Here is a 16860-nt window from a genome sequence, read left to right as displayed (position 1 = left end):
TCAGACGTTAAGGCAAGGGGTACGCCGGGGGCGGGTGCCGTGCACCCTCGGGCGGATTGGCGCAGGGCGGGCCGGGCGGAAAAGAAAGAAGGGACGCCGAAGCGCCCCTTGGTAAAGCTCGCGCGGTGATACGCGCGATGGTTCTGGTGCAGCTGCGCATGACGGATCAACGACATGTCACGGAAGTGACAGATCAAGAGCAGTGATCTTCAGTGATCCGACGATGTTTCCGGCGACGATCCGGCTGATGAACTCCGACGGCTGACGCGTACGCACCCGACCGGCCCTGAGGGCCATCGGTCAGGTCAGCGCCGGCTCCGCCTGAGGTACGTCGATGTCGATGCTGTCGAGCAGCGACTCTTGGTGCTGGGCGGCGGCGGTCAGCGCGTCGTTCTCGTCCTGGATCCGTACGAGCTCGGATTCCAGGTCCTGGACGCGCTGCTGGAGCCGTCGCATCTCGGCGAGGAGTCGCGGGTCGGAACCGCCGACGTAACCGAGAAGCGCCTTTGCCATGATGGATGGTCCTCCACACTGAGTGACCGACCGATGCGGTGTGGGTCGTGAGGGAATCGCACCCGCGGTGCTCGGCAGTGCTCTGTCGTCACTGCTGTCCTGCTGCCGAACAGCTCCGCCAAACAGCTAAGGTGCGCGGGGATTTCAGAGTCTCACCAAAAAGTTTGACGGTCAACACGATCACGCCCGGCAGAGGCGGGCATACCGCGGTGCGCAGCCGAACGATCATGCGGCGCGTCTCTCCTGCGGGGCCCGGCGGGGCGTGGAGATCATCCCTATTGCGGAAGCCTGGCACGTTGGCCGAATCTTGGCAACCACCTGGACATTCCGCAGGTCATTTCATGTGTACGGGGATGAGCGGACCACCGGATAACCCCCCGCTCCGAATCGAACACGGACCGAACGCAAGGCGTTCCGCACCCCGGGACGAACCCGGGTTCAGCGAATGGCGAAGCCCTCATAACCACCGCGCGGGGTGTCCCATATCTCAGTGACCCCGTCCACACGTCCGGGTGTGTCGGCCGAGCGCAGCCACTCCAGCAGTCGCTCGCAGTTCTCCCGCCGTCCTTCGGCGACGACCTGCACCCGGCCGTCGTCGAGGTTGAGCGCGAAGCCGGTGAGGCCGCCGATCTCCAGCGCGTTCGCCCGGGTGAACCAGCGGAACCCGACCCGTTGCACGTGGCCGCGCACCCAGGCGGTGAGCCGTACGTCTTCGTTCATGGCCGAACGCTAACCGGCCGATCGTCCTCGGAGCACATCCCTCCGCATGTCCATGGCGTACAGTCCGCACCCAATGCACTCACCCGAACGGGTTAAGACCGGTGGCGCCGAAGCGGCGTCCGGACCGTCAGAAGGGCTCAGCAGATGGGACGCCATCGTCGCTCCGCCGTCACTCCGGCCACCGACGACCACGGAGCGGGGGACGCGGTCCCGCAGCGGAGCGGACACCGCGGAAAGCGGTCCGGGTCGCCCGTACGCACGGGAATGGTCAGTGTCTCCGCGGCGCTCGCGGTGGGGGCGGTGGCGATGAGCTCGGGGCTGATACCCGGCGGCGGCACCCTCACGGTCGGCGGCGCCGCCGCCGACCGGGTACGCGCCGACAGCTCCCCCGACACGCAGTCCCAGGGCAGCCGTGGTGCCACGGCCGACCGCGGCACCACGGCTGCCGACCGGGGCACCGGGCGGGCGGGCGGCCCGGCGCACAGCACGGCCCCGACGGGATCGCCCTCCGCCACCCCGTCCGCCCCGAAGGCGTCCGCCGACGCGCGGAAGAAGCCCGCTGCCCCGGCCCCGAAGGCGACCACGGCCCGGAGCACCGCCCCCACCGCCCCCAAGCGCTCCACGGCGCCGGGGACCACCGCCCCCACCGCCCGCGGCTCCGCCGTCACCCGCACCCAGGCCGCCGTGCTCACGCTGGTCAACCAGGAACGCGCGAAGGCCGGGTGCAGCCCGCTGACCGCCAGTTCCGCGCTCACCTCACTGGCCCAGGACTACAGCCAGGACATGGCCGCCCGCGGCTTCTTCGACCACACCGACCCCGACGGCCGCTCCCCCTGGGACCGTGCCTCGAAGGCCGGTGTCAAGGGCCTGGCCGCCGAGAACATAGCCCGCGGCCAGGCGGACGCGCAGGCCGTGATGACCGCCTGGATGAACAGCCCGGGGCACCGCGCCAACATCCTCAACTGCGACTACAAGACCTTCGGCCTCGGTGTCCACTTCGGCTCCGGCGGTCCCTGGTGGACCCAGGAGTTCGGCTTCTGAGACGTCCGCGGTCCCGCGGCACCGGGCAACCCGTCCCGGGGCGTGCCAGGGCCGTCGTCCGCGCCCTCGGCCCGGGGCGTCGACGGCCGCTCAGGCACCTGACCGTGCGGCGGCCATGGCGGCCATGAGGCGCTGGCGGACCTCGCCGCACGCATGCCGCACCCCGGCGCACCAGGTCGTCGCGCAGAGCCCCGGCCACCGCGTCCCGGCGAAGGAGCGGCCAGCAGAGGCGGCGCCCCCGGCGGGCCGGTCCCGCCCCACGGCGCGGCCAGCGGTCACCGCCGCACCGCGCCGTCCGGGCCACGGTCCGGTGACCGCTCAGGCGGCCGGGCGGGGCGGGCGCTGGCAGCGGGGGCAGTAGTAACTGGAGCGGTTCATCCAGGGGCGGCGGCGGATCGGCGTGCCGCAGCGGTGGCAGGGCTCGTCCTCGCGGCCGTAGGCGTCGAGGGAGCGGTCGAAGTAGCCGGACTCGCCGTTCACATTGACGTAGAGGCTGTCGAAGCTGGTGCCGCCCTGATCGAGTGCGGCGTTCATCACGTCGCGGACATGGCCGAGCAGTTCGGCCGACCTGGGGCGGGTGAGGGTCGCGGTCGGCCGGTCGTAGTGCAGCCTGCCGCGCCAGAGCGCCTCGTCCGCGTAGATGTTGCCGACGCCGCTGATCAGCGACTGGTCGAGCAGCGCACGCTTGATCGTGGTGCGGCGCAGCCGCAGGGCCGTGTGGAAGGCGGCTTCGTCGAACGCCGGGTCCAGGGGGTCGCGGGCGATGTGCGCGATGGTGTCCGGCAGCCCGTCGGGGGTGTTGTCGTGGAGCGAGAGCCCGCCGAAGGTCCGCTGGTCGACGAAGCGGAGCTCGGTGCCGAGGGCGTCGTCGAAACGGATGCGGACCCGCAGGTGCTTCTCGTCCGGCGCGTCCTCGGGCTGTACGAGCAGCTGGCCGCTCATACCGAGATGGCCCAGGAGCGAAGCGGCCGCGTCGTCCACCGGAATCCAGAGGTACTTGCCGCGCCGCATCGCCGTTCCGAAACGGACACCGGCGAGCCGGGCCGCGAAGTCCGCGCCGCCTCCCGGGTGGCGGCGGACCGCGCGCGGGTGCAGCACCTCGGCCCCGGCGACGGTGCGGCCGGTGACCCAGCGCTCAAGACCACGCCGTACGACTTCGACCTCGGGCAGCTCGGGCACGGTGACGCTCCTGAAGGGTGGAGGGGGCTGCTGACTGGTTTCGGACAGGAAGAAACCCCCGGTGCACCGGGCACCGGGGGTCGCCTCGTCTCAGGCGGGAGCCGCGTCCGTGGACGGCGGGTCGGCGGGGGTGTCGGTGCCCCCCGCGTCGGCGACGGGCTTCGCCGCCGTCTCCCGCTGTTCCGCGGCGGCGCTGATCTCGCGCCAGGCGGACTCCGCCGCCTGCTGCTCCGCTTCCTTCTTGCTACGGCCGGTGCCGGTGCCGTACGAGACACCACCGACGCGAGCAGCAGCAGTAAAGGTCTTCTCGTGGTCCGGGCCGGTCTCCGTGACGATGTACTCGGGGACTCCGAGGCTCTCGCCGGCGGTGAGCTCCTGGAGGCTGGTCTTCCAGTCCAGGCCGGCACCGAGGTTCGAGGACCTGTCGATCAGCGGGTCGAAGAGCCGGTGGACCAGCTCCGAGGCCGCACTGAGGCCCTGGTCGAGATAGACCGCGCCGATCACCGCTTCAAGGGTGTCGGCGAGGATGGACGCCTTGTCCCGGCCTCCCGTGCCCTCTTCACCCCGGCCGAGCCGGATGAAGGAGCCGAGTTCGAGGCCGCGGCCCACTTCCGCAAGCGCACGCGAGTTGACCACCGCGGCCCGCAACTTGGCCAGCTGGCCTTCGGGCAGGTCGGGGTGGGTGCGGTACAGCGTGTCCGTGACCACCAGGCCGAGCACCGAATCCCCGAGGAATTCGAGCCGCTCGTTGGTGGGCAGGCCGCCGTTCTCGTACGCGTACGAGCGATGGGTCAGCGCACGCACCAGAAGGGCGGTCTCGAGTCGATACCCGAGCCGCCCTTCCAGAAGCGTGTGGGACGAGGCTGTGTTGACGTTGTCTGCCTTCTTCTTGGCATGGGACAACTCAGACATCGGGCCTCTCACCAGCCGCTCAGACCTCGAGGACCTGGCGCTTGTTGTACGTGCCGCAGCTGGGGCACGCGATGTGCTGCAGCTTCGGCTCCTGGCAACGCTCGCACGAAACCAGGGTGGGGACCGCAGCCTTCCACTGCGACCGGCGGTGGCGCGTGTTGCTGCGCGACATCTTCCGCTTCGGAACAGCCACGGCTACTTCTCCTGCTTCTCGTCGACGCCCGCATCGGCGCCGCCCATGTTGTCCTTCTCGCCGTCCTGAACGGTCTCGGCGAGTCCCTGCAATGCCGCCCAACGGATGTCGACGGCATCGTGGTGATGACCGGGGTTCTCGTCCAGCCTGACTCCGCATTCGGAGCACAGACCGGCACAGGACTCCCGGCACACCGGCTGCATCGGCAGTGCGAGCACCACCGCATCACGCAGCACTGGTTCGAGGTCGAACAAGCCGTCCTCGATAAAGAGCCTGTCCTCGTCGTCCTCGGCGTCGTCGGCCGGTTCCGCCTTGGGGCGGCCCCGGTCATCGGCGTCAGGGTACGAGAACATCTCCTGGAAGTCCGCCACGACCTCAAGGCGCAGCGGCTCCAGACACCTTACGCACTCCCCCTCGGTCGATGCACGGGCGGTGCCTGTGACAAGCACCCCTTCCATGACCGATTCGAGACGGAGGTCCAGCTCCACGGGTGCGCCTTCCGGCACACCGATGACCCCGTCGATGCCGAGGACCGAGGGCGGACCGGGCGCGTCCACCGTGCGGGAGAGCCGCTGGAGGGCACCGGGACGCCGCCCCAGCTCGTGCGTGTCGAACACGAGGGGGTTTCGGTGGTCGAGGTGGCCGTTCAGGGCTTTTCCTGCTTTCACGATCATGTGCAGCGCACATCGAGGGGAGGGCCGACCGGCTTCAGATCCGAAGCGGGCAGCTGGGAGCGCGGAAATACGCGCGACCGAGGAGCCAGGATACTGGACGTGCCGCCCAGCGCCCAATCCGGACCCGGGCCGGACCACCGGTGCGTCCCCTTCCCGGATCGGGCCCGTCCTGTCGGCACACCGGTCCGCGCTCCGGTCCGCGCTCCGGTCAGCGCTCCTGCTCGTAGCGGCGGAGCTGGTCCAGGTCGATCATGCTGGTGTCGAAGAGGCTGGTCTCGTCGAGGGTGCTCCCGGCCTGCTCCGGCAGGCCCTGCTGGGGCTGTGCGGGCTGCTGCCAGCCGTCGTACCCCTGGACCGGCATCTGGGCCTGGCCCTGGTCGTAGCCCTGTTGCTGGTAGGCGGCGTACGGGTCCGGCTGCTGCTGATAGCCGTAGGCGTCCTGCTGGGGCGCCTGGGGCTGCTCCTGGTAGCCGTAGTTCTCCGCGTAGGACGGCTGGGCCGGGGCGGGGAACTGCTGCGCGGGCTGCTGGTGCACCGGCTGGGGCTCCGGGGTGGCGAGCCCGGCGAGCCCGGCCCAGTGGTCCTCGTCACTCACGCGCGCCTGGCCGCCCGCCGCGTCCTGCGCGGCCACGTGCGCGCCGAGGTCGTCGGTGGGAATCCTGCCGTGCAGCTTCTGCCTGCCGCGGCCGACCGCCTCCAGGGTCTTGGCCAGCACCGCCTCGAAGGCGCCGAGCTTGGTGTCGACGTACTCGTCGGCCCGGCGCTGGAGCGTGGCCGGGTCGGTGCTGCGCTCGGGGGCCTCGGCGAAGTCCGGGTCCTCGTAGCCCTGCTCGTCGAAGGGGGTGCCGCGGCCGAGGAGCTTCTCGCGGCCCCGGTCGACGGAGCCGATGGTCTTGGTGAGGACGACCTCGAAGTTGGCGAGCTTGCTGTCGACGTACTCGTCGGCCTCGGAGCGGACCTCGGCGGCCTCGCGGCGGGCCTCCTCCAGGATGCGGTCGGCCTCACCCTGGGACTGCCGGGCGATCTCGGTGCCAGCGATCAGCGAGGTGCGCTCGGAGCGGGCGGCCTCGATGATCCGCTCGGCCTCCTGGCGGGCCTGCTCGGCCAGCTGCTGCTGGCCGCCGATGAGCTCCTGGGCGTGGGCGAGCGAGCCGGGCAGGGCGTCGCGCACCTCTTCGAGCATCGCCAGCAGGTCGGCGCGGTTGACCACGCACGAAGCCGACATGGGCATCGACCGGGCGTTCCCGACGACTTCGACGATCTCGTCGAGCTTCTTCTGCACGTCCACCGTGTGCTCGCCACTCTCTACAGCCGATTGGAGACGGACGGGACGACTGTACGGCCAGTCGGCTCCCGTCCGACACCTGCTGACAGGCCGTCAGCTCACCGGTCCCGGGCGAGGCGTTCGGTGAGGGCTTCCTGGACCACCGGCGGGAGCAGGTGGGAGACGTCGCCGCCCCAGGTGGCGACCTCCTTGACCAGGGAGGACGAGAGGAAGCTGTAGGTGGGGTTGGTCGGCACGAAGAGCGTCTCGACACCGGACAGGCCGTTGTTCATCTGGGCCATCTGGAGTTCGTAGTCGAAGTCGCTGACGGCCCGCAGGCCCTTCACGATCGCCGGGATGTCGCGCTGCTTGCAGAAGTCGACCAGGAGGCCGTGGAACGCCTCGACCCGGACGTTGCCGAACTCCGCGGTGACCTGCTGGATCAGGTCGATCCGCTCGTCGACGGTGAACAGCCCCTTCTTGGACTGGTTGATCATCACCGCCACATGGACGACGTCGTACAGCTTCGAGGCACGGCCGATGATGTCGAGGTGCCCGTTGGTGATGGGGTCGAACGACCCCGGACAGACGGCGCGGCGCAATGTGATTCCCTCCCTCTCCGGTCCGGTCATCGTGCGTCTTCGCACGTAGAGGCGGCGCGACCGTACCAAAGCGTGCCTTCGCCGTAGCGCCGGGCCCGCAGGGGTTCGAACCCCTGCGGCCAGTCGAATTCTCCGCCTCTGGTGCTGCGTTCCACGGTGACGAGGGCATCGCCGGTGAGCCACCCCTGAGCACGGAGTGTGACCAGTATCTCGCCAAGATCGTCGTCGGTGACGGCGTACGGCGGGTCCAGGAAGACCACGTCGTACGGCCGGTCCGGCGCCGGACCCGTCACGATCTGTTCCGCTTTGCCGGTGCGGACCTCGGCACCGGGCAGGCCGAGGGTGCGGACGTTGTCGCGGACGGTCCGTACCGCCCTGGCGTCGGCCTCGACGAGCAGGGCGTGGGCCGCGCCCCGGGAGAGCGCCTCCAGGCCTACGGCCCCGGAGCCCGCGTACAGGTCGGCGATCCGGATGCCCTCCAGGGTGCCGAGCAGGGCTTCCCAGGTGGAGAAGAGGCCCTCGCGCGCCCGGTCGGAGGTGGGGCGGGTGCCGGTGCCGGGCGGCACGGCCAGGCGGCGTCCGCCGGCCGAGCCGGCGATCACGCGGGTCATGGGTGTCTGGTCCTCGGTTCGGGGGCGGCCCGCGGGGTGCCGCGGCGCGTGCCACCACGATATGGCGTGCCGGCCGGTCGGGCCCGCGCGCCCGTCCCGCCAGCCCGGCGGGCGGGTGCCGTCAGCCCTTGTCGAGGTACTGCTCGCGCTCCTTGTCCAGCAGGGCGTCCAGCGCGGTGCGCAGCTCGGGCAGCCCGGCCAGCTCCGGGTCGTCGGCGACGATCGCGACCGCCTCCTCGCGGGCGGCGGCGATGACCTCCTCGTCGTCGATGACGGCGAGCATCCGCAGCGAGGAGCGGACACCGGACTGGGCCTGGCCGAGGACATCGCCCTCGCGGCGCTGTTCGAGGTCGATCCGGGAGAGCTCGAAGCCGTCGAGCGTGGCGGCGACCGCGGAGAGCCGGGCGCGGGCCGGGGACGCCTCGTGGGCCTCGCTGACCAGCAGGCAGAGCCCAGGGGCGGAGCCGCGGCCGACCCGGCCGCGCAGCTGGTGCAGCTGGGAGACGCCGAAGCGGTCGGCGTCCATGATCACCATGGCGGTGGCGTTGGGGACGTTGACCCCGACCTCGATGACGGTGGTCGCGACCAGGACGTCGACCCCGCCCGCGGCGAAGCGGCGCATCACGTCGTCCTTGTCCTCCGGGTTCATCCTGCCGTGCAGGACCTCGACGCGGAGTCCGGCCAGCGGGCCCCTGGCGAGCTGTTCGGCGATCTCCAGCACGGCCAGCGGAGGGCGCTTCTCGCCCTCGTCCTCGGCGGCCTTCCTCGCCTTCTTCCCGGCCGCCTCGTCCTCGGCGTCGTCGCCGATACGGGGGCAGACCACGTACGCCTGGTGTCCGCCCTCGACCTCCTCGCGCACCCGCTCCCAGGCGCGGGCCAGGAAATGCGGCTTGTCCTTGGCGGGGACCACATGGCTGGCGATCGGTGAGCGGCCTGCCGGGAGCTGGTCCAGGACGGAGGTCTCCAGGTCACCGAAGACGGTCATGGCGACCGTACGGGGAATGGGGGTGGCCGTCATGACCAGCAGATGCGGCGGCTGCCTGCCCTTGGAGCGCAGGGCGTCGCGCTGCTCCACGCCGAAGCGGTGCTGCTCGTCGACGACGACCAGGCCCAGATCGTGGAACTTCACCTTGTCCTCGATCAGGGCATGGGTGCCGATCACGATCCCGGCCTCGCCGGTGACCAGGTCGAGCAGGGCCTGACGGCGGGCGGCGGCGCCCATCGAGCCGGTGAGCAGCACGACCTTCGTACCCTGCTCGTCTCCGCCGAGCATGCCGCCCTCGGCCAGCTCCCCCATCATCTCCGTGATGGACCGGTGGTGCTGCTGGGCGAGCACCTCGGTGGGCGCGAGCATGGCGGCCTGCCCGCCCGCGTCGACGACGCCGAGCATGGCGCGCAGCGCGACCATGGTCTTGCCGGAGCCGACCTCGCCCTGGAGCAGCCGGTGCATCGGGTGCTCGGTCGCGAGGTCGTCGAAGATCTCGCCGGAGACCTTCTGCTGCCCCTCGGTGAGGGTGAAGGGCAGCTTGGCGTCGAAGGCGTCGAGCAGCCCGCCCGGGACGGGCCTGCGGGGGACCGCCGGAAGCTGGGTGTCGGCGTATCTGCGGCGGGCCAGCGCGACCTGGAGGACGAAGGCCTCGTCCCACTTGAGCCGGTCCCTGGCCTGCGCGATGTCCGCCTTGGTCTGCGGGCGGTGCACCTTGAGCAGTGCCTCGGGCAGGGCGGTGAGGCCCCGGCCCTCGCGCAGCCCCGGCGGCAGCGGGTCGACGGCCTCCTGGGCGCTCGGCAGCACCGTGTCGACGGCCTTGGCGATCCGCCACGAGTCGAGCTGCTTGCAGGCGGGGTAGATCGGCAGCAGCCGCCCGGCGAAGGCGTCCACCGCCGCCCTGTCCCCGTCCCCGTCCCCGGAGCCCGCGCCGTCGGCGGGTTCGGCGACGAGCAGCTGGTACGTGGGGTGGGCCAGCTGCATCTTCCGGTTGAAGACGGAGACCTTGCCCGCGAACATCGCGCGGCTGCCGGGCAGCAGCTCCTTGTGCGGCTTGTGGACACCGTGCCCGAAGAAGACCAGCTGGAGGCGGCCGTGGCCGTCGGTGAGGGTCACTTCGAGGCGTCTGCCGCGGCCGTTGTTGAACGTCAGGACGCGGGCCTCGGCGACCTGGGCGACCACCGTCACGTGCTCGTCCAGCGGGAGATCGGACAGGGCCGTGAGCCGGCCGCGCTCCTCGTACCGCCGCGGGTAGTGATGGAGCAGGTCACCGACCGTGTGCAGGTCGAGGTGTTCGGCCATCACCTTGGCGGTGGCGCCGCCGAGCAGCTTCTTGAGGGGTTCGTCGAACGCAGACACGCGGTCCATTGCACACCACGTCACCGACAACTGTCCGGCGGCCACGACCCGGAACCCGCGAATCCCCTGGTGACCACCGTCACCGCACCGGCAGGTACGGCTCCCGCGCCTCCGGCTCGCGGACACCCACCGCCAGACCGGCGAGCTGACCGCCCACGCCTGTCCGGGCGGGCCGGGCGAGGCTCCGGAGTGCGAGGAGGCGCCCGGGTCCGTGGAGCGGGCGGCCGCGGTCTACGGGGAGGCCGGGGCGGCTTCACCGGGCTGACGGCCGGCTGTCTGGAGGCCGGCCTGGGCCGCCCGGACGCGGCCCGGGAGCGGGCCTGGCGGGTCCTGGAGAACCGCGGAGGCGGTGCTTGGACGAGGCTGGCGAGGAACGCCGCCGCGCGGAGGCCGGGGCCCCGCCGGGCCACGTGGGCCGCGCCTGAGCGCCGCCGGGCGGCCTCCGGCCAGAGAGCGGACGCGGTCCGGTGCCTGCGGCCCCGGTGCGCCGGGATGTCCCGGCACCGCGGAAGTCACGCGTGCCGGGTGTGACCGCCCGGCGGGCCCTGCGGCCTACTCGACGCCGATGAGCAGCGGGGCACCGCGGTGGCCGCCCCGGTAGACCATCGTGTCGACCGCCAGGTAGCCCTCGCGCACGTGCTCCTCCAGCTCGTCCGCGAGGCTGCCGGGGAGGTCCTCGCCCAGCACCAGGGTGACCAGTTCGCCGCCCGCCGACAGCATCCGGTCCAGTACGTCGCGGGCGGTCTGCGCCACGTCCTCGCCGATGACCGCGACGTCGCCGTCGATCAGGCCGAGTACGTCCCCGGCCTGGCAGATGCCCGCCATGGTCCAGGACTGCCGTTCGGCGACGGCGAGTTCGGCGTAGCGGGTGGCCCCGGCGGCGGCGGTCATCGCCACCACGTCCTCGTCGAAGCTGCGGCCGGGTTCGTGGACGGCGAGGGCCGCGATGCCCTGGACGGCGGCCCGGGTGGGGACGAGGGCGACCCGGACGCCCTCCGCGCGCGCCTGTTCGGCGGCCGCGGCGGCGGTGTGGCGCAGTTCGGCGTCGTTGGGCAGCAGGACCACCTCGCGGGCGTGCGCCCGGCGGATCGCGTCGACCAGTTCACCGCTGGCCGGGGGTTCGCCGGGGCGGGCCAGGACGGTCGTGGCCCCGGCCTCCTCGCACAGCCCGCGCAGCCCTTCGCCGGGGACGACCGCGACGACGGCGCGCTGCACGGGCTCGGTGTGGGGGTGCGCCCGGTCCGCGCCGAAGTGGGTGATCCGGATGCGGTACGGGCGTCCCGCCTCGACCCCGGCCTCCACGGCCGCGCCCGCGTCGTCGACGTGCACGTGGACGTTCCACAGCCCGTCGCCGCCCACCACCACGAGCGAGTCGCCGAGCCCGTCGAGCCGGGCGCGCAGCCGGTCCACCGCCTCGTCCGAGGCCTCCAGCAGGTAGATCACCTCGAAAGCGGGCCCGCCCCCCGCGCAGTCGTCCGGCACCGCGGCGCGTACCGGGAGGGCGGCCACCGTCCCTCGGGCCGGTGCGGGCGCCCGCCCTCCGAGCGCTTCGACGAGCGCCCCGAGCACCGCCACCAGTCCGCGCCCCCCGGCGTCCACGACACCGGCCCGGCCGAGGACGGCGAGCTGTCCGGGGGTGGCCTCCAGTGCGGTGCACGCCCCGTCGTACGCGGCGCGGGCGACCTCGGCGGGCCGGGCACCGTCCCCGGTGCGCGCGGCGGCGTCGGCGGCCGCGGCGGCCACCGTCAGCACGGTGCCCTCGACGGGGTGGGCGACCGCCTGCCGTGCCGAGGCGGCGGCGACCGCGAGGGCCCGGCGCAGACGGCCGGCGTCATGGCCGAGGGCCAGCTCACCGGCCATCCCGCGCAGCAGCTGGGCCAGGATCGTGCCGGAGTTGCCGCGGGCGCCGATCAGAGCGCCGTGCGCCATGGCCCGTACCGCGTCGGCGGTGACGGGGGCGGTCGCGCCGGTCTCGTGGGCGGCGAAGACGGCTTCGACGGCCTGGGCGGCGGATTCCAGGGTGAGATAGAGATTCGTACCGGTGTCGCCGTCGGCGACCGGGTACACGTTGATCGCGTCGATCGCCTCGCGCTCCCGGCCCAGCGCGTCCAGCGCCAGTGAGCACCAGGTACGCACCGCGACGGCGTCCATGTCGTCGGCGGTCTGCGGCACTGGTTGGCCCTCCTCTGGTGCGGCCGTGGGCGGCCGGCTGGATGGCAGCGTAGCCCCCGGTCACCGGAGCGGGCCGGGACAGGGGGCGGGAGGAGGCAGGTCGAACCCGTGGTAGTTTCGTTCTGTCGAAGCGGCCGTTGTATGCTGCTTCGGTTGCCCGATGAAAATCGGGCCATCCCTCCGGTACCGCCACTTCAGTCATCTGATTCCGGCGCGCCGGATTTCACTGTAAGTGCATCTGAAGTCTTTGGAGTGACCCGTGGCTGCCAACTGCGACGTCTGCGGCAAGGGGCCGGGCTTCGGCAACAACATTTCGCACTCGCACCGCCGTACGTCCCGTCGCTGGAACCCCAACATCCAGCGCGTGCGTGCCGTGGTCGGTCGGACGCCGAAGCGGCTCAACGTCTGCACCTCGTGCATCAAGGCCGGCAAGGTCGCGCGCTGACGTTCCCGTCGTAGCGCAGCCTTCCGGTTGCCCGAGAAGCCGGTCCACCTCGGTGGACCGGCTTTTTGCTGTCCTTTTCCGGGTCCGTTCAGCCGGTGCGGTGGCGCCAGCCGTGGTCGACCGGGCCAATCCCCGCGCCGAGCGGGAAGCCCGCCGCGATCGCCCCGGTGACGTAGTCCTTCGCGCTCCGTACCGCCGTGGGCACGTCCTGTCCCAGGGCCAGCCCGCAGGCGATCGCGGAGGCGAGGGTGCAGCCGGTGCCGTGGGTGTGGCGGTTGTCGTGCCGGGGGGCGGGCAGCCAGTGCTCCTCGGTGCCGTCGGTCAGCAGGTCGACGGGGTCGCCCGGCAGGTGCCCGCCCTTGACGACGACCCAGCGCGGGCCGTACGCGAGCAGGGCGTCGGCGGCCCGGCGCATTCCGGGCCCGTCCGTCACCCGGATTCCGGTGAGCTGCGCCACTTCGTCCAGGTTGGGAGTGGCGACGGTGGCGACCGGCAGCAGCTTCGTCCGTACGGAGTCGAGGGCCTCGGCGGCGAGCAGCGGGTCGCCGTGCTTGGAGACACCGACCGGGTCGACGACGGCCGGGGCGGCGGTAGCCGCGAGCAGTCCGGCCACCGTCTCCACCAGGAGGGCCGAGGCGAGCATTCCGGTCTTGACGGCCTGCACCCCGATGTCGTCCACCACGCTGCGGTACTGGGCGCGCACCGCCTCGGCCGGCAGCTCCCAGGCGCCCTGCACCCCCAGAGAGTTCTGGGCGGTGACGGCGGTCAGCACACTCATCCCGTGCACACCGTGGGCCAGCATCGTCTTCAGGTCGGCCTGGATGCCCGCACCGCCGCCGGAGTCTGATCCGGCGACGGTGAGCACACGGGCGGGTACGGCGGGGGATATCGGCATACGCCGCAATCTACTCGGCGTCCTCGATGTCCCCGAAGTGGTCCCAGCCCTTGCTGGTCCACGGCGCCCCGTCGACCGTGACCTGCGGCAGCACGGAGGGGTTGAGGACCTCGCCGATCACCTTCCAGCGGGCGGGCAGCTTCACGTCCGGCGGGAAGGTGGCGACGATCGCGTGGTCCTCGCCGCCGGTCAGCACCCACTGGAGCGGGTCGACGCCGACGGCCTGCCCGATGTCGGACATCTGCGAGGGGATGTCGATGAGACCGGAGCGCAGATCGATCCGGACCTTGCTGGCCTCGGCGATGTGCCCGAGGTCGGCGACGAGCCCGTCGCTCACGTCCGTCATGGCGGTGGCACCGAGCCCGGCGGCCGCGGGGCCCGCGTGGTACGGCGGTTCGGGGCGGCGGTGGGCCTCGACGAAGGCGCGGGGCGAGCGGAAGCCGCGGGAGAGGACCGCGTACCCGGCGGCGGACCAGCCGAGCCAGCCGGTGACGGCGACGACGTCGCCGGGCTGGGCCCCGGCCCGGGTGACCGGCTCGTGGTTGCGCAGGTCGCCCAGGGCGGTGATCGAGACGGTGATGGTGTCGCCCCGCACCACGTCGCCGCCGACCACGGCCGCGCCCGCGACCTGGCACTCGTCACGGATGCCGTCCATCAGCTCGCCGGCCCAGGTGACCGGGAGTTCGGCGGGGACGACCAGGCCGAGCAGCAGCGCGGTGGGCACCGCGCCCATGGCGGCGATGTCGGCGAGGTTCTGGGCGGCGGCCTTGCGGCCGACGTCGTACGCGGTCGACCAGTCGCGGCGGAAGTGCCGCCCCTCCAACAGGATGTCCGTACTGGCCACGACCCTGCGGTCGGGAGCGGTCACGACCGCGGCGTCGTCGCCGGGGCCGAGCCGTACCGCCGGAGTGGTGGTGAGCCGGGACGTGAGCTCCCTGATGAGCCCGAACTCCCCCAACTCGCCCACGGTTCCCTTCACCGAGTCTCACCTCTCATCTATCGCGCCGGACACTCGTCCGGGCTGCTTCGGCGGACGGGGTTTCGGGGTGTGGACCGGCCGCCGCCGCGGGGAGCAGTCCGCTCCGCCCGCTCTCGCCATCCCGTCTCCTTCCGGACCGCTGCGCTCGCGGTCGCGGGCCGTCCCTGCTGTCGGTAGTGTCAAGAGACACGTCAACCTGTGTCTGGTGCGCGCCACGCGGTGGGCGTCAACGGCCCCCGGGTCTCCCCGTGGCACGCGGTGACGCGATACCGTGGCGTCTCTTTCTCCCCCGCATGATCCTCGTGGCCGCCGTGGAGGTTCCGTGGTACAGGCGTACATCCTTATTCAGACCGAGGTAGGCAAGGCGTCGACCGTCGCCGAGACCATCTCCAGAGTTCCGGGAGTGATCCAGGCAGAGGACGTCACCGGCCCCTACGACGTCATCGTGCGCGCGAAGGCCGACACGGTCGACGAGCTGGGCCGCATGGTGGTCGCCAAAGTCCAGCAGGTGGAAGGCATCACCCGAACCCTGACCTGCCCGGTCGTGCATCTGTAGTCCCCGTCTACGCTGGGCCGGTGACCTCATCGCGCCGATCCCGCCACCCCGTGTTTCCCGGCCTGGCCGTGGCCGCTTCGCTGCTGGCCGCGGCGGGCTGTTCCTCGACGGACGCCACGGTGTCCATCACGGTTCCCACGCCCTCCGCGCAAGCCGCGGCGTACTGCCGTGCGCTGCACGAGGAGCTGCCGAGGACCGTTGCCGGACTCGACCGCGGTGACGCCGGACCGAAGTCCGAACTGACCGCCGAGTGGGGGGACGGTGAGATCGTACTGCGCTGCGGTGTCCCCCGGCCCGCGAAGATGGACGACCCCATGGCGAAGGCCACCGAGGCGAACGGCGTCAACTGGCTGCTGGAGCAGTCCGAGGACGCCGGCCCGCGGTTCACGACGACGTACCGCAAGGCGTATGTCGAGGTGACGCTCTCGGCGGCGTACGCCCATGACGCGAGCCCGCTGGCCGCGTTCGGCGCACCGGTCAGCAAGACGGTGCCCGGCCTCTAGGGCCTGTCCGGCCCGGCACGCCCCTGGGGTGTGCCGGGCCGGGAACGGCGGGACACACCCCCGACCGGGGTCAGCGCAGGCCGGTCGAACGGCGCAGCGCGGCCTGGATCAGCCGGTCCACCAGCTCCGGGTAGCTCACACCGCTCTCCTGCCACATCCGCGGATACATGGAGATCGGGGTGAATCCCGGCAGGGTGTTGATCTCGTTGATCACGAACGTGCCGTCCTCGGTGAGGAAGAAGTCGGCACGGACCAGCCCCTCGCAGGACGCGGCCTCGAAGGCCTCGATCGCCAGACGCTGGACCTCGGCCGTCTGTTCCCCGGTGAGCGGGGCGGGCACGAGACCGGGAGCCGCGTCGATGTACTTGGCCTCGAAGTCGTAGAACTCGTGCGAGGTCACCGGCGGGATCTCGGCGGGCACGCTGGCGCGCGGACCGTCCTCGAACTCCAGCACCCCGCACTCGATCTCGCGGCCCCGCAGCAGCGACTCGACCAGGAACTTGGGGTCGTGGCGGCGGGCCTCCTCGATCGCCTCGTCGAGGCCGGAGAGGTCGTCGACCTTGGTGATGCCGATGGACGAACCGGCCCGCGCGGGCTTGACGAAGAGCGGCCAGCCGTGTTCACCGGCGAAGTCCACGATGCGCTTGCGGGCACCGGAGGAGTCGTTGTCCCACTCCCGCGGGCGGACCACCAGGTACGGGCCGACCGGCAGCCCGAAGGAGGTGAAGACCCGCTTCATGTACTCCTTGTCCTGGCCCACGGCCGAGGCCAGCACCCCGGCCCCGACGTAGGGCACACCGGAGAGTTCCAGCAGTCCCTGGAGCGTGCCGTCCTCGCCGTACGGGCCGTGCAGTACGGGGAAGACGACGTCGACCTCGCCGAGCGCCTTGGGCACCGAGCCGGGCTCGGTGTACGTCACTTCGCGGCTGCCGGAGTTGGCGGAGAGCGCCACGACGCCGTCGGCGGAGTCGCTCAGCTGGTCCACGTCCGGCAGCTTCCGGTCCGTGATGGCCATGCGCGCGGGTTCGTCGGCGGTGAGCGCCCAGCGTCCGTCGGCCGTGATGCCGATCGGCAGGACGTCGTACCTGGTCCGGTCGATGGCGTTCAGGACGGCACCGGCCGTGACGACCGAGATTCCGTGTTCGGAACTGCGGCCGCCGAACACGACGGCCACGCGCGGCTTGCGGAGCTGCTGCTCCGGGCTCTGGGGGAGGTTCTCGCTGCTCATATCGCGTTGAGCGTACCTGCTGGTACTCC

18 protein-coding genes are annotated in these 16860 nt (G+C 71.9%); 4 read left to right on the top strand and 14 right to left on the bottom strand.

The genetic code is table 11. The annotated features are described in order from the left end of the window. Nucleotides 1-300: 300 nt before the first annotated feature. Together ACFVWY_RS17200 and ACFVWY_RS17195 are read right to left on the bottom strand one after the other, a co-directional pair. On the bottom strand, nt 301-513 hold the full coding sequence (locus ACFVWY_RS17200) for a hypothetical protein (RefSeq protein WP_352276296.1): 213 nt from the start codon (nt 511-513) through the stop codon (nt 301-303). A 438-nt stretch (nt 514-951) separates the two neighbouring features. Next, nucleotides 952-1233 carry an acylphosphatase gene (locus ACFVWY_RS17195; RefSeq protein ID WP_389872637.1) on the bottom strand — a complete coding sequence of 94 codons (282 nt, stop codon included), beginning with the start codon at nt 1231-1233 and terminating at the stop codon, nt 952-954. A gap of 144 nt (nt 1234-1377) precedes the next feature. On the opposite strand from ACFVWY_RS17195, the gene ACFVWY_RS17190 reads away from it, so the two are divergent. After that, on the top strand, nt 1378-2274 hold the full coding sequence (locus tag ACFVWY_RS17190) for a CAP domain-containing protein (RefSeq protein ID WP_389872634.1): 897 nt from the start codon (nt 1378-1380) through the stop codon (nt 2272-2274). Between the two features lie 318 nt (nt 2275-2592). Here the strand turns inward: ACFVWY_RS17190 and mutM are convergent, their stop codons facing one another. The 9 genes from mutM to ACFVWY_RS17145 all read right to left on the bottom strand — a co-directional run bounded on the left by mutM (nt 2593) and on the right by ACFVWY_RS17145 (nt 12225). Further along, nucleotides 2593-3453, bottom strand: coding sequence for a bifunctional DNA-formamidopyrimidine glycosylase/DNA-(apurinic or apyrimidinic site) lyase (gene mutM / locus ACFVWY_RS17185; protein WP_389872631.1), 861 nt, complete (start codon nt 3451-3453; stop codon nt 2593-2595). 90 nt (nt 3454-3543) lie between these two features. Continuing rightward, nucleotides 3544-4365: a ribonuclease III gene (gene rnc / locus ACFVWY_RS17180; RefSeq protein WP_389872628.1), complete on the bottom strand. Its 822-nt coding sequence runs from the start codon at nt 4363-4365 to the stop codon at nt 3544-3546. 19 nt (nt 4366-4384) lie between these two features. Continuing rightward, nucleotides 4385-4558, bottom strand: a complete 174-nt coding sequence (gene rpmF / locus ACFVWY_RS17175; RefSeq protein WP_003965982.1) for a 50S ribosomal protein L32 — start codon at nt 4556-4558, stop codon at nt 4385-4387. A gap of 2 nt (nt 4559-4560) precedes the next feature. Then, nucleotides 4561-5232 (bottom strand): YceD family protein, encoded by a 672-nt coding sequence (locus ACFVWY_RS17170; RefSeq protein WP_389872626.1) that lies wholly within the window; start codon nt 5230-5232, stop codon nt 4561-4563. Between the two features lie 208 nt (nt 5233-5440). Further along, nucleotides 5441-6520, bottom strand: a complete 1080-nt coding sequence (locus tag ACFVWY_RS17165; protein ID WP_389872624.1) for a cell division initiation protein — start codon at nt 6518-6520, stop codon at nt 5441-5443. A gap of 95 nt (nt 6521-6615) precedes the next feature. Continuing rightward, complete coding sequence (gene coaD / locus ACFVWY_RS17160; RefSeq protein WP_389872898.1) at nt 6616-7098, bottom strand: pantetheine-phosphate adenylyltransferase; 483 nt, start codon at nt 7096-7098, stop codon at nt 6616-6618. Between the two features lie 26 nt (nt 7099-7124). Further along, complete coding sequence (rsmD, locus tag ACFVWY_RS17155; protein WP_389872622.1) at nt 7125-7709, bottom strand: 16S rRNA (guanine(966)-N(2))-methyltransferase RsmD; 585 nt, start codon at nt 7707-7709, stop codon at nt 7125-7127. A gap of 121 nt (nt 7710-7830) precedes the next feature. Beyond that, complete coding sequence (recG, locus tag ACFVWY_RS17150; protein WP_389872619.1) at nt 7831-10062, bottom strand: ATP-dependent DNA helicase RecG; 2232 nt, start codon at nt 10060-10062, stop codon at nt 7831-7833. A gap of 543 nt (nt 10063-10605) precedes the next feature. After that, nucleotides 10606-12225, bottom strand: a complete 1620-nt coding sequence (locus ACFVWY_RS17145; RefSeq protein ID WP_389872617.1) for a DAK2 domain-containing protein — start codon at nt 12223-12225, stop codon at nt 10606-10608. A 259-nt stretch (nt 12226-12484) separates the two neighbouring features. Here ACFVWY_RS17145 and rpmB point away from each other — a divergent pair, with 259 nt between their 5' ends. Then, nucleotides 12485-12670, top strand: coding sequence for a 50S ribosomal protein L28 (gene rpmB, locus ACFVWY_RS17140; protein ID WP_030928661.1), 186 nt, complete (start codon nt 12485-12487; stop codon nt 12668-12670). 88 nt (nt 12671-12758) lie between these two features. Here rpmB and thiD read toward each other — a convergent pair whose 3' ends face one another. Both thiD and ACFVWY_RS17130 read right to left on the bottom strand, forming a co-directional pair. Then, nucleotides 12759-13565, bottom strand: a complete 807-nt coding sequence (gene thiD / locus ACFVWY_RS17135; protein WP_389872614.1) for a bifunctional hydroxymethylpyrimidine kinase/phosphomethylpyrimidine kinase — start codon at nt 13563-13565, stop codon at nt 12759-12761. A 10-nt stretch (nt 13566-13575) separates the two neighbouring features. Next, entirely contained in the window at nt 13576-14544 is a 969-nt protein-coding gene (locus ACFVWY_RS17130; RefSeq protein WP_389872611.1) for a thiamine-phosphate kinase, read from the bottom strand. Between the two features lie 322 nt (nt 14545-14866). On the opposite strand from ACFVWY_RS17130, the gene ACFVWY_RS17125 reads away from it, so the two are divergent. Together ACFVWY_RS17125 and ACFVWY_RS17120 are read left to right on the top strand one after the other, a co-directional pair. Continuing rightward, on the top strand, nt 14867-15100 hold the full coding sequence (locus tag ACFVWY_RS17125; protein WP_376685095.1) for an Lrp/AsnC family transcriptional regulator: 234 nt from the start codon (nt 14867-14869) through the stop codon (nt 15098-15100). Nucleotides 15101-15120: 20 nt separating this feature from the next. Beyond that, on the top strand, nt 15121-15603 hold the full coding sequence (locus ACFVWY_RS17120; RefSeq protein WP_389872608.1) for a DUF3515 domain-containing protein: 483 nt from the start codon (nt 15121-15123) through the stop codon (nt 15601-15603). A gap of 70 nt (nt 15604-15673) precedes the next feature. Here the strand turns inward: ACFVWY_RS17120 and ACFVWY_RS17115 are convergent, their stop codons facing one another. After that, nucleotides 15674-16831 (bottom strand): D-alanine--D-alanine ligase family protein, encoded by a 1158-nt coding sequence (locus tag ACFVWY_RS17115; RefSeq protein WP_389872605.1) that lies wholly within the window; start codon nt 16829-16831, stop codon nt 15674-15676. Nucleotides 16832-16860 lie beyond the last annotated feature (29 nt).

The sequence above is a fragment of the Streptomyces sp. NPDC058195 genome (assembly GCF_042883525.1).
Classification (GTDB): domain Bacteria; phylum Actinomycetota; class Actinomycetes; order Streptomycetales; family Streptomycetaceae; genus Streptomyces.
This window is presented reverse-complemented; position numbering and strand designations above follow the sequence as displayed.

Excerpts from the sequence above, each read along its gene's own strand:
- ACFVWY_RS17200 (WP_352276296.1), bottom strand. The coding sequence starts at position 513 with ATGGCAAAGGCGCTTCTCGGTTACGTCGGCGGTTCCGACCCGCGACTC.
- ACFVWY_RS17195 (WP_389872637.1), bottom strand. The coding sequence starts at position 1,233 with ATGAACGAAGACGTACGGCTCACCGCCTGGGTGCGCGGCCACGTGCAA.
- ACFVWY_RS17190 (WP_389872634.1), top strand. The coding sequence starts at position 1,378 with ATGGGACGCCATCGTCGCTCCGCCGTCACTCCGGCCACCGACGACCAC.
- rnc (WP_389872628.1), bottom strand. The coding sequence starts at position 4,365 with ATGTCTGAGTTGTCCCATGCCAAGAAGAAGGCAGACAACGTCAACACA.
- ACFVWY_RS17170 (WP_389872626.1), bottom strand. The coding sequence starts at position 5,232 with ATGATCGTGAAAGCAGGAAAAGCCCTGAACGGCCACCTCGACCACCGA.
- rsmD (WP_389872622.1), bottom strand. The coding sequence starts at position 7,709 with ATGACCCGCGTGATCGCCGGCTCGGCCGGCGGACGCCGCCTGGCCGTG.
- recG (WP_389872619.1), bottom strand. The coding sequence starts at position 10,062 with ATGGACCGCGTGTCTGCGTTCGACGAACCCCTCAAGAAGCTGCTCGGC.
- thiD (WP_389872614.1), bottom strand. The coding sequence starts at position 13,565 with ATGCCGATATCCCCCGCCGTACCCGCCCGTGTGCTCACCGTCGCCGGA.
- ACFVWY_RS17115 (WP_389872605.1), bottom strand. The coding sequence starts at position 16,831 with ATGAGCAGCGAGAACCTCCCCCAGAGCCCGGAGCAGCAGCTCCGCAAG.